8 protein-coding genes are annotated in these 11874 nt (G+C 62.4%); 3 read left to right on the top strand and 5 right to left on the bottom strand.

Annotated elements, in window-relative coordinates; genetic code table 11:
• Positions 1-10: 10 nt before the first annotated feature.
• Together mfd and ACZ5U1_RS05265 are read right to left on the bottom strand one after the other, a co-directional pair.
• Entirely contained in the window at positions 11-3568 is a 3558-nt protein-coding gene (gene mfd, locus ACZ5U1_RS05270; protein ID WP_464779672.1) for a transcription-repair coupling factor, read from the bottom strand.
• Between the two features lie 146 nt (positions 3569-3714).
• Positions 3715-3984, bottom strand: a complete 270-nt coding sequence (locus tag ACZ5U1_RS05265; protein ID WP_464779671.1) for an FAD assembly factor SdhE — start codon at positions 3982-3984, stop codon at positions 3715-3717.
• Between the two features lie 84 nt (positions 3985-4068).
• On the opposite strand from ACZ5U1_RS05265, the gene recG reads away from it, so the two are divergent.
• Positions 4069-6132, top strand: a complete 2064-nt coding sequence (gene recG, locus ACZ5U1_RS05260; RefSeq protein ID WP_464779968.1) for an ATP-dependent DNA helicase RecG — start codon at positions 4069-4071, stop codon at positions 6130-6132.
• Positions 6133-6315: 183 nt separating this feature from the next.
• On the opposite strand, the gene ACZ5U1_RS05255 is transcribed toward recG, so the two are convergent.
• Both ACZ5U1_RS05255 and tyrS read right to left on the bottom strand, forming a co-directional pair.
• Positions 6316-6669 carry a PilZ domain-containing protein gene (locus ACZ5U1_RS05255; protein WP_464779670.1) on the bottom strand — a complete coding sequence of 118 codons (354 nt, stop codon included), beginning with the start codon at positions 6667-6669 and terminating at the stop codon, positions 6316-6318.
• 75 nt (positions 6670-6744) lie between these two features.
• Positions 6745-7962, bottom strand: a complete 1218-nt coding sequence (gene tyrS, locus ACZ5U1_RS05250; protein WP_464779669.1) for a tyrosine--tRNA ligase — start codon at positions 7960-7962, stop codon at positions 6745-6747.
• A gap of 130 nt (positions 7963-8092) precedes the next feature.
• On the opposite strand from tyrS, the gene ACZ5U1_RS05245 reads away from it, so the two are divergent.
• Positions 8093-9181, top strand: coding sequence for an anhydro-N-acetylmuramic acid kinase (locus ACZ5U1_RS05245; protein ID WP_464779967.1), 1089 nt, complete (start codon positions 8093-8095; stop codon positions 9179-9181).
• 6 nt (positions 9182-9187) lie between these two features.
• Here ACZ5U1_RS05245 and ACZ5U1_RS05240 read toward each other — a convergent pair whose 3' ends face one another.
• On the bottom strand, positions 9188-10363 hold the full coding sequence (locus tag ACZ5U1_RS05240) for a vWA domain-containing protein (protein WP_464779668.1): 1176 nt from the start codon (positions 10361-10363) through the stop codon (positions 9188-9190).
• 127 nt (positions 10364-10490) lie between these two features.
• Here ACZ5U1_RS05240 and ACZ5U1_RS05235 point away from each other — a divergent pair, with 127 nt between their 5' ends.
• Entirely contained in the window at positions 10491-11870 is a 1380-nt protein-coding gene (locus ACZ5U1_RS05235; protein ID WP_464779667.1) for a methyl-accepting chemotaxis protein, read from the top strand.
• The last annotated feature ends 4 nt before the right edge of the window (positions 11871-11874 follow it).

The raw sequence follows: 11874 nt of genomic DNA, 5'->3' as shown, positions 1-11874 counted from the left end.
CCATCCACTGTCAGCTCGCCGACTTCGCCAGCCCCTTCGACAATTGCAGCGCTCCGTTGAGCCGCGCCGCTGGGTCAGCCCAGGCGCGATTGACGACCACCTTGCTGTCCGGCCGCAACCGCGCCACGCCATTTAGGCGCTGGATATAGGCAACCAGTCCCTCCGGCTTGGGGAATCGATCTTCGAAGAAGCTGACCAGCGCGCCCTTTGGCCCCACATCGATCTTCGAGATATTGGCCGTGACGCAGTTCTGCTTGATCTCGATGATCTTGAACAGATTCTGCGTCGGCGTCGGCAGCTTGCCGAAGCGGTCGATGAGTTCCGCAGCAAAAGCCTCCAGCCCCTGCCGGTCCTCAACCTCGTTCAGGCGGCGATACAGCCCCATGCGCAGGTCAAGATCGGGTACATAATCCTCCGGAATGAGGATCGGCGCATCGACGGTAATCTGCGGCGAGAAGCTCTCCCGTTTCTCGATCCCCGCGCCACCTGCCTTGGCCTCAAGGATCGCGTCCTCCAGCATCGATTGGTACAGCTCGAACCCGACTTCCTTGATATGGCCCGATTGCTCGTCACCCACCAGATTGCCCGCGCCGCGAATGTCGAGGTCATGGCTCGCCAGCTGGAACCCGGCGCCCAGCGTGTCCAGATCGGACAGCACCTTCAGTCGCTTCTCCGCCGTCTCGGTAATCACCTTGTTAGCAGGCGTCGTGAAATAGGCATAGGCCCGCGTCTTCGACCGCCCCACGCGCCCACGAAGCTGGTACAATTGCGCCAACCCAAACCGATCCGCGCGATGAATGATCAACGTATTGGCCGAGGGAATATCAAGCCCACTCTCAACGATCGTCGTCGACAGCAGCACGTCATAACGCTTGTCGTAGAAGGCCGACATGCGCTCCTCGACTTCGGTAGCGCTCATCTGCCCATGGGCGACGATGGGCTTCACCTCGGGCACTTCTGTCCGCAGGAACTCCTCCACCTCGGTAAGGTCGGCAATGCGCGGCACGACGAAGAAGCTCTGCCCCCCGCGATAATGTTCGCGCAGCAGTGCCTCGCGGATGACGACCCCGTCCCAGGGCATGATGTAGGTCCGAACCGCCAGACGATCGACCGGCGGCGTCTGGATCACCGAAAGTTCTCGCAAGCCGGACATTGCCATCTGGAGCGTGCGAGGAATGGGTGTCGCGGTCAGCGTCAGCACATGGACGTCGGTCTTGAGGCTCTTCAGCCGCTCCTTGTGCGTGACGCCAAACCGCTGTTCCTCGTCCACAATGACAAGCCCCAGCCGCTTGAACTCCAGCCCCTTCGCCAACAGCGCATGGGTGCCTACGACAATATCGATCGTCCCATCGGCCAGCCCGGCCTTCACCGCCTTGGCCTCCTTGTCCGGCACCAGCCGCGAAAGCCGTCCGATATTCACCGGAAAGCCTCGGAACCGCTCCTCGAAATTCATATGATGCTGCCGGGCGAGCAGGGTGGTGGGGCAGATCACCACCACCTGCATCCCCGCCATCGCCGCGACGAAAGCGGCGCGCAAAGCCACCTCGGTCTTGCCGAAGCCCACATCGCCGCACACCAGACGATCCATCGGCCGCCCCGCACCCAGATCCTCGACCACGTCCATGATGGCGCGGTCCTGATCCTCGGTTTCCTGATAGGGGAAGCGATCGACGAACGCCGGATATCCCGCGCTGTCCGGCTCCGCCACGGTCGCCGCGCGCAACGCCCGCTCCGCCGCCGTCTTGAGCAATTCACCCGCGATCTCGCGGATGCGCTCCTTCATCTTGGCCTTGCGCCGCTGCCACGCTTCGCCGCCCAACCTGTCGAGGCTCACGCCCTCGCTGTCCGAGCCGTAGCGCGAGAGAACCTCCAGATTCTCCACCGGCACATACAGCTTGTCGCCGCCCGCATATTCCAGCGCCACGCAGTCATGCGCGGCCTTGGCTACCGGTATCTGCGTCAGCCCCTCATAACGCCCGATCCCATGGTCCATATGCACCACCAGATCGCCCGGCGAGAGCGTCGCCAATTCCTGTAAAAAGGCGTCGGCATTCTTCTTCCGCTTGGCCCGCCGCACCAGCCGGTCACCCAGCATGTCCTGCTCGGTCAGCACCGCCACATCGGGCGCGGTAAAGCCATGATCCAGCGGCAGGACGATTAGAGCAACATTATAGCCCCTCCCCTTCAGGGGAGGGGTTGGGGTGGGGGCTGTAGGGTCGGGAGAGCTATCCGAATAGCCCCCACCCCCAACCCCTCCCCTGAAGGGGAGGGGAGCGGCTAGGCCCAATGCTTCCTGCCAATCGTCGGCCGCGCTCAAGCCTGTGACGCCGTGATCCGCGAGCAGCCCAGAAAGCCGCTCCCGCGCCCCCACGGAATAGCTGGCGATGACGACCTTCTTCTTCGCCCGCTGGAGGGAGGCGATATGCTTGCCGACAGCCTCATAGACATTGGCGTTCTGCGCCCGCTCCGGCGCAAAATCGCGCGGCCCATCAACCGCAAAGTCCAGAACGGTCGCGCTTTCCGGCTCATGGAAAGGCGTCGTCGCATGCATCGGCCATGCCCGCGCCACTTCGGCCCACTCGTCTGCGCCGAGATACAGCGCCTTCGGCGCCAAAGGCCGATAAGCCCCCGGGTCGGAAGACTTCGCCTGCACCCGATTGGCGTGATAGTCCCGGATCGCCTCGAACCGGGCTTCGGCCGCGCCCGCCACACCATGATCCAGCACAACCAGCGTATCGTCGCCCAAATGTTCGGTCATCGGCACCAGCCGTTCCTCGAACAGCGGCAGCCAATGCTCCATCCCTGCCAAGCGCCGCCCGTCACTCACCGCCTGATAGAGCGGATCGCCGGTCGCCGTGGCCCCGAACGTCTCGCGATAGCGCCCGCGAAACCGCTTGATCGTCTCCTCATCCAGCAGCGCCTCGGAAGCCGGGAGGAGGGTGAAGCCCTCGACACTCCCGCTGGTCCGCTGATCGGCGGGATCAAAACGCCGCACCGTCTCGATCTCATCCCCGAAGAAATCGAGCCGCAGGGGCTGTTCCTCGCCTCCGGGGAACAGATCGACAATGCCCCCGCGAATGGCGAACTCGCCCCGATCGTGCACAGTGTCCGTCCGCACATAACCGTTCGCCTGCAACATCTCGGCCAGTCGCGAAATCGCGATCCGTTCCTTGGGCGCGAGCTTCGCCACCAACTGCCGCACACGAAACGGCGTCAACGTCCGCTGCGTCAATGCATTGAGCGTCGTCAGGACAAGCTGCGGCCCCTTGGGTTCGCCTTGAAGCGCATAAAGCCCCGCCAGCCGCGCCGAAGCCGTGCGCAGAGAAGGACTGGCCCGGTCATAGGGCAGGCAGTCCCAAGCCGGAATCTCGACAATCTCGATCTCCGGCGCAAAATAATGCGCCGTGTCGGCCACCGCCCGCATGAGTTGCTCGTCGGGCGCCACGAACAACGTCCGCGAAGGCGCTGCTCGCGCAATGTCCGCCAGCAACCACGGCTGAAACCCCGCCGGAACGCCGGACAGGGTCATGGGAGAGGAGGCTTTGAGGATCTTCAGAAGGTCGGTCATCTAATTCTCAGTTTCCCTCCCGCAAGCGGGAGGGGGTAGGGGTGGGCAATCCAACGCAGGTGGTGCAGGCCCACCCCGCTGCGACTAGCCGAGCCTGAGGCCCGGCAAGTCTCGCTGCCCCTCCCGCTTGCGGGAGGGGAAGGCGGTCACTTCTTCCCAATCTCCACAAAATCCATCTTCACGAACTTGTCCCACATCGGCCCGCGCCATTGCTCCGGCAACGGCAACGTCCCCAAGGCCCAAGCCATGATGTCGGCATCCTGTTCCTCGATAAACCGCTCGAACCAGTCGATCTCCTCCACGCCCCACTCGGCATGGTAGCGATCGAAAAATCCACCCACCGCCAGGTCCGCTTCCTTGATGCCGCGATGCCAGGCACGGAATTGCAGGCGGCGGATGCGGGGATCTTCGTTCACAATTTGTTCCTTACGCGGACATGCCGAATACACCGATCAGATGTTTGCGCATCGTCCCGGCTGGGCTAGATGCGTCAGATAGCCATGCGACCCGATATCCTCAACCCACTCTTCACCGAAATCGAAGCCCTGAAGGGCGTCGGTCCTGCGCTGGCCAAGCCGCTTGAGCGCCTTGGTCTTGCCCGCGCCGTCGATGTCCTATTCCACCTGCCGGTCAGCTTTGTCGATCGCCGCATGGTGGACGAGTTGATCCTCTCCGACTCAGGTCGCGTCATCGGGATAGAACTCACCCCCACCGATTATCGGGCATCCGGCAGCGCCCGCGCGCCTTTTCGTGTCATCGCGCAGGACAAGCATGGCAACACAGTCGCGCTGGTCTATTTCGGCCGCAACAGCGCCTGGCCCCGCAAGCTGCTGCCTCTGGGCGAACCCAAATTCATCTCCGGCAAGCTGGAGGCCTATGGCGAAAATCTCCAGATCGTCCATCCCGACTATGTCCTCCCGCCGGAGGAAGCCGCCACCATCCCGGCGCGAGAGCCAGTCTACGGCCTTTCCGAAGGTCTCACCAATAACCGCCTGCGCGATCTCGTCGCCCAGGCGCTGAGCCGCGCCCCAGATCTCCCCGAATGGATCGAACCCAGTCTGCTTGCCCGCAAGGGCTGGCCGACATGGCGCGAGGCGCTCACCCGCGTCCACGCCGACCCCAGCGATGCCAATGCGCGCGAACGCCTGGCCTATGATGAAATCTTCGCAGGCCAACTCGCGCTGATGCTGGTGCGCCAATCCTCCCGCAAGCGCCGGGGCATCCCCATTGAGGGAGACGGCCGCCTGCGCGCCATGCTCGAACTCCCCTTCGCCCCCACCGGCGCGCAACGCCGCGCCTTCGGAGAGATTGAAGGCGACATGGCCCAGCCCGTCCCCATGCTCCGCCTCCTGCAAGGCGACGTCGGCTCGGGTAAAACCCTCGTCGCGCTCATGGCCCTCCTCAACACGGTGGAGGCAGGCGCTCAAGGCGCACTCCTTGCCCCGACGGAAATCCTCGCGCGCCAACATTATGAAACGCTGCGCAAGATGGCGTCGGGTTTGCCCGTCACCATCGCCATCCTCACCGGCCGCGAAAAGGGGAGGGTGCGCGAGTCCACCCTGATGGGTCTCGCCGATGGCAGCATCGACATCCTGGTTGGCACCCATGCCATCTTCCAGGAAGCCGTCCGCTACAAGAATCTCGCCCTGGCGGTGATCGATGAGCAGCACCGCTTCGGCGTCGCGCAGCGCATGATGCTCGCCGCCAAGGCCGAGCGCACGCCGCACTTGTTGGTGATGACCGCCACCCCGATCCCGCGCACCCTGACGCTCACCTATTATGGGGAGATGGACGTCTCCCGCCTGGACGAAATGCCGCCGGGCCGCCAGCCGATCCAGACCGTCGTTATGTCCGCCAACCGTCTCGATGAAGTGGTCGAAGCACTCGCCCGCCACATCGAAACCGGCGGCCAGGCCTATTGGGTCTGCCCCTTGGTCGAGGAAAGCGAAACCAGCGACCAGGCCGCCGCCGAAGCCCGCGCGGAATTACTACGAATTCGCTTCGGCGAACTCGTCGGTATTGTCCACGGCCGCATGAAAGGCCCGGATAAGGACGCCGCGATGGAGGCCTTCGCCTCCGCCCGCACAAAAATCCTCGTCGCCACCACCGTCATCGAAGTCGGCGTCGACGTCCCCAATTCCAATCTCATCATTATCGAAGGCGCCGACCGCTTCGGTCTCGCCCAGCTCCACCAGCTGCGCGGCCGGGTAGGGCGCGGTCAGAACCACAGCGTCTGCATCCTCCTGCGAGGCGGAGCCTTGAGCGAAACCAGCCGCGCTCGACTGGCGCTCATGCGCGAAACCAATGACGGCTTCCGCATCGCCGAAGAAGACCTCCGCCTCCGTGGCGCAGGCGAAATCCTCGGCACGCGCCAGTCGGGCGAAGCGCAGCTGAAGATCGCCACGCCTGAACATCTGTCCGCCCTGCTTGATTGCGCGCGCGACGACGCGCACCTCCTGATCGATCGCGATGGCGGCCTTACCGACGCGAGGGGCGAAGCAGCCCGCACCTGTCTCTACCTGTTCGAACGTGACGCGGCGGTCGGGCTGCTGCGAAGCGGTTAGCCCAGTATTTTTCGCGCAGAGGCGCAGAGTTCGCAGAGACTTTTATTGGGGCGATCGAAAGGCGCTCAAAAAAATCCTCCGCGAACTCTGCGCCTCTGCGCGAACCATTACCTACTCATCTCATAGGCGCTACGTCGGTGAAACCATCCCGAACCCAAGCCGATCAGAGCTTCGAACAGCTCTTTACCAAGCGGTCTGCCGTGGTGGGATGAGCGCCAGCATGGCCTCATAGACTTGCGGATCAATGGGCTGGCAAAACTCCACCCCGACCCGGCCATCCTCTGACCATCGAACGTCGGCCTGAACGTCCTTGACGACGGGCAGCCATATGGCGACCCGTTCGCCAATCGTGATCTCCGCATCGGTGCGGCACATCAAACCGAGTTCAGAGATGTTGATGACCCGAACGCCGTGGGTTCGGCCTCGGGCAGAGATATGGCTGACCATATCCACCAGCACGCGGGGCGTGCGGCGCTGATTGATGGAAGGGTCCCGTGAACGGGCGACCTGGGCGAGGCTTGCGAGCACCGAAGACATGATCGGAGCTTAAGGTGAGGAAGGTGGCGCCTTCCTTACCAGCTTTACTTAATCAGCCTTTAACTCTCTAAAGTTTCAAGCAGTTACCAGCCCATGTTTCTTAGCGCCGAAGCTCACCTTGTCGCCGGGCTTCAGCGCCAGCATGGGGTCGCTCACGACCTCGCCATTCACGCGAATGGCGCCTTCGGCCAGCTTGCGCCGGACCTCCTTGTTGGAGCTGGCAAATCCAAGCGCTGAGGTGCCCTGAACAATGGTCAGCCCTTCGGCCCCCACACTGATCGTCGGCAGATTGGCGTCCGAAGCGCCCTCTTCAAAGGTCTTGCGCGACGTTTCTGCGGCAGCAAGCGCGGCATCGGTTCCCCGGCACAGCGCCGTCGCCTCATTGGCCAGAACCTTCTTCGCCTCATTGATCTCCGCGCCCTGAAGAGCCGCGAGCCGTGCAACCTCGTCCATCGGCAGGTCGGTGAACAGCCGCAACCGGTTGGCGACGTCCGCGTCTGCCGTGTTCCGCCAGAACTGCCAATAATCATAGGTGGAAAGCTGGTCTTCGTTCAGCCAGACCGCACCACCCACCGTCTTGCCCATCTTCGTGCCATCGGCATTGGTCAGCAGGGGCGTGGTCAGCCCGAATACCTGCGTCCCATCCACCCGGCGCGCCAGTTCGACGCCGTTGACGATATTCCCCCACTGGTCCGATCCGCCCATCTGCAACCGGCAGGCCGACCGCCGGGACAGCTCCAGAAAGTCATAGGCCTGGAGGATCATATAGTTGAATTCAAGGAAGGACAGCGACTGCTCACGATCCAGCCGCAGCTTCACCGAATCAAAGCTCAGCATGCGATTGATCGAGAAATGCTGGCCGATCTCGCGCAGGAATGGGATATATTCCAGCCGGTCGAGCCATTCGGCATTGTCCAGCATGATCGCGTCGGTCGGCCCGTCGCCGAAGGTCAGGAACCGTTCGAACACGCGCTTGATGCTGGCGACATTCTCCGCGATCGTGTCCGTGGTCAGCAGCTTGCGCGCCTCGTCCTTGAAGCTCGGATCGCCGATCTTTCCAGTGCCGCCGCCCATCAGGACGATCGGTTTATGCCCCGCCTTCTGCAACTGCCGCAGCATCATGATCGAGACGAGATGCCCGACATGCAAAGACGGTGCCGTCGGATCAAAGCCGATATAGCCCGGCACGATCTGCTTGGCGGCAAGGCCGTCGAGCCCCTCCGCATCGGTCAGTTGATGAATGTAGCCACGTGCCTCCAGGAGGCGGAGCAGATCGGACGAGTAGCTGGTCATAATGCGGCGCCCTCTAGCATCACGACACAACAACGTCACTCCCCGTCATCCTGAACTTGTGTCTCGATCCATTCCGCTACACAGAATGAAGGAGAGCAAAAGGATCGAAGCGGTGACACACAGCCAACCCATGCTGGCGATCGGCCTCATGTCGGGCACTTCGCGCGACGGCATCGACGCCGCGCTCATCGAAACCGACGGAGAGGCCGTCAGCAATCCCGTCACCTTCCATGCCATGCCCTATCGGGAGGGCTTTCGCATTCGCCTGGCCGAAGCGTGCCAGCGCGCCATGGCGATGGACAAGCCGGGCTTCGAGCCTCTCATTCAATCCGTGGAAGCCGAACTTACCGAGCTTCATGTCGAGGCCGTCACCGATCTCCTCGCGCGCAGCGGGCATATAGCGCAGGATATCGCCGTTATCGGTTTCCACGGTCACACGGTCGCCCATCGGCCGGAATGGCGCTGGACCTGGCAGATCGGCGATGGTGTCGCATTGGCGGGGGCGTTCGGAATTCCCGTGGTCGGTGACCTGCGCAGCGCCGATGTTGCCGCAGGAGGGCAGGGGGCTCCGCTGATGCCTATCTATCACCGGGCCTTGGCGAACGACTTGCGCAAGCCGACCGCCATATTGAACCTGGGCGGCGTGGCCAACATCACCGCCATCGGAAATGATGGCGAACTCCTCGCCTTCGACACCGGCATGGCGAGCGGCCTGATCGACAATTGGATGCAGACGCATAGCGATCGGCCCTTTGATGAAAATGGCGCCACTGCTGCTCGCGGCAAAATCGATGAAGCGCGGCTCGACAGTTTGATGGCAGACCCCTGGTTCGATACGCTGCCTCCCAAGAGCATCGACCGTGAAGCCTTCACCCTCGATGCGATGCATGGCCTGTCGCTTGAGGATGGCGCAGCGACGTTGACGGCGTTCACCGCCAGGGCGGTTGCGCGCGCGCTTGACCATCTCCCGTCCCGGCCTTCCGCCATCTATGTCGGCGGTGGCGGTCGCCACAACGCGACCCTGATGGGGATGCTGGCTGCTTTCACCAGCGCAGAGGTACGCCCGGTGGACGATCTCGGCTGGGATGGCGACGCCCTTGAGGCGCAGGGCTTCGCCTATATGGCGGTCCGCCACCTCAAATCCTTGCCGATCAGCTTTCCCGGCACCACCGGCGTTCCCGCCCCAATGACGGGCGGCGTCCTTTTCGATCCGGCCTGACGCCGCTTAGCGCTTTCGTGTCAGTTCCCGCATCCCGTCATCGATGCCCTCAAGCGTCAGCGGATACATGCGCTGGCTCATGATCTCCCGGATCATTCGCGTCGATTGGCTATAGTCCCAATGCTCGCGCGGCGTGGGGTTCAGCCACACGGCAGCCGGATAGGTATGCAGCAACCGGCTCATCCACACCGCGCCGGGTTCTTCGTTCATATGTTCGACCGAGCCGCCGGGATAGCTGATCTCATAAGGACTCATCGCCGCGTCGCCGACGAAGATTACCTTATAGTCATGCCCATATTTATGCAGGATATCCCATGTCGGAATACGCTCTGAAAAGCGGCGCCGATTGTCCTTCCACACGCCTTCATAGAGGCAGTTGTGGAAGTAGAAGAACTCCATGTTCTTGAACTCGGTCGTCGCGGCGGAAAACAGTTCCTCGCAAAGCCGGATGAACGGGTCCATCGACCCGCCAACGTCCAGGAACAGCAATAGCTTGACCGCATTATGCCGTTCGGGCCGCATCCGTATGTCGAGCCAACCTTGCCGAGCTGTGCCCCGGATAGTCCCCTCTAGGTCCAGCTCATCCGCTGCCCCCTCGCGCGCAAAGCGCCGCAGTCGCCGCAACGCAACCTTGATGTTGCGCGTGCCCAGTTCCTTGTTGCTGTCGAGGTTCTGGAACTCTCGTTTTTCCCAAACCTTGATGGCGCGCTTGTGCCTGCTCTCCCCGCCGATCCGCACGCCTTCGGGGTTATAGCCGCCATGGCCGAAGGGCGAAGTTCCGCCCGTGCCGATCCACTTGTTGCCCCCCTGATGGCGCCCCTTCTGCTCCTCCAGCCGCTTTTTCAGTGTCTCCATGATCTCGTCCCAGCTGCCGAGAGACTTGATCTTCTCCATCTCCTCAGCGCTCAGATATTTCTCCGCGACCAGGCGCAGCCACTCCTCGGGAATCTCCGCCTCGACCCCGCTCGCATCCAGCACGCCCTTGAAGACTTTGGCGAAGACCTGATCGAACCGATCGATCAGCCCCTCGTCCTTCACATAGGTTGCCCGCGCGAGATAATAGAATTCCTCGGGCCGCTGCCCGATCACGTCACGGTCCAGCGCCTCCAGCAGAAGCAGATGCTCCTTGATGCCAGCGGGAATGCCCGCAGCCCTGAGCGCGTCGAGAAAGTTCAGCATCATGATGACCGCCTTGTCTGACAGCCCTGCCATGGATGCAAGGGCTGCGCATGGTTGATCAAATGTTAAGTGTTGCATCGCATCGTTAATAAGGCACTATTCATAAGCGGGCGGTTCGGGGTGGCACTCCTTGGAAAATGAGCATTTATTGACAGATCTGGGCGAACGCTCCGGCGACGTTGCGCTGCAATGCAGCGAGACGGCGGGCTTCCTTGGCGAACTTACCCGGCGCATCCAATCCGACTCGCTCCGCCTCTCACAGTTGCAAACCAATATGGAGGCTCTGGCCGTCAGCCAGAATGAAAGCGTGGTGGCGGCTCAGGAACTCAGCCTCACGTCCCGGCGCGCTGCCCGCATCATTGCCGAAGGGCATGAAGCGATTACCCAGTCTCTCGCCCAGGTTGCGGGGCTGGTCGACCATGTCACGGGGCTGGAGGGAAGGCTTCGTCAGTTTCTCGGAATCATCGAAGCAGTCGGCGGCATTTCCGATCAACTCGGCGCGATCGCTCGTCAGACCCGGCTGCTGGGCGTCAACGCCGCGATCGAAGCCGCGCGCGGTGGAGAGGCGACGCAGGGCTTTGCCGTCGTGGCCGACGAAATCCGCCGCCTCGCCGGGCAAGCTGGCGAGTCCGCCGCCTCGGTCGGTGACAAGCTCGGCCAGCTCGACCGCGACGCGCGCCATCTGATCAGCGGCGTGGAAGCCAATATCGGTCGAGGCCGGGACGTCAGCGCTCATATCGACACGTTGAGCGTCACCATGGCGGAAATCGCCTCGCTCGTGACGCAATTTGGCGAGCGTTCCCACGCCATCGTCACCTGCACCGATGAAGCCGACGCCGACGTAGGTGCGTTGCGAGAAGGCCTTACAAATTTCAGCGACTCCGCTGCCAAAAGTACCCAGCGCGTCGAAATGGCCAAGGCCCAGCTTGAGCAGCTTGAGGGCATGGCGAACGACATGCTCAACACCGCCGCTCATGGCGGGCATCAGACCCGCAACAGCCGCTACATTGCCTATGCCGAAGATGGCGCGGCAGAAATTTTCCGCCTGATCAATGACGCTCTGGCTTCGGGTGAACTGACGCCATCGGCGCTATTCGACAGCCATTACCGCTTGATCCAAGGCTCCCACCCGCCACAATATGAAAATGGCTTCATGGTCTTTGCCGACCGCCTGATCCGTCCGATTCTGGACCGCCAGACGGGGCAGGATAATGCCATCGTCGGCTGCTGCCTGATCGATATGAACGGCTATCTGCCGACGCATATCACGTCGCGAAGCCAGCCTCAGCGGCTGGGCATGCCGGAATGGAACATGGAATATGCCCGGAACCGGCAGATTTTCATGGACAGCCAAACCCGCCGCGCGCTCGACGGCGACGGAGACTTTTTTCTTTTCACCTACCGTCAGGACCTTGGCGAAGGCCGCTATCGCGCACTTCGCAGCGTGTTCGTTCCGCTGATCTTCGAAGGCCGTCGCTGGGGCCTGTATGAGGTCGGCTACCTCATCTGATCCT

This window comes from Sphingobium sp. TomTYG72, from assembly GCF_055394715.1.
This window is presented reverse-complemented; position numbering and strand designations above follow the sequence as displayed.

What these genes read in the sequence shown, in the direction of transcription:
- ACZ5U1_RS05245 (WP_464779967.1), top strand. Translation starts at nt 8,093, where the DNA reads ATGCTGGCGATCGGCCTCATGTCGGGCACTTCGCGCGACGGCATCGAC.
- recG (WP_464779968.1), top strand. Translation starts at nt 4,069, where the DNA reads ATGCGACCCGATATCCTCAACCCACTCTTCACCGAAATCGAAGCCCTG.
- ACZ5U1_RS05255 (WP_464779670.1), bottom strand. Translation starts at nt 6,669, where the DNA reads ATGTCTTCGGTGCTCGCAAGCCTCGCCCAGGTCGCCCGTTCACGGGAC.
- ACZ5U1_RS05240 (WP_464779668.1), bottom strand. Translation starts at nt 10,363, where the DNA reads ATGATGCTGAACTTTCTCGACGCGCTCAGGGCTGCGGGCATTCCCGCT.
- tyrS (WP_464779669.1), bottom strand. Translation starts at nt 7,962, where the DNA reads ATGACCAGCTACTCGTCCGATCTGCTCCGCCTCCTGGAGGCACGTGGC.
- mfd (WP_464779672.1), bottom strand. Translation starts at nt 3,568, where the DNA reads ATGACCGACCTTCTGAAGATCCTCAAAGCCTCCTCTCCCATGACCCTG.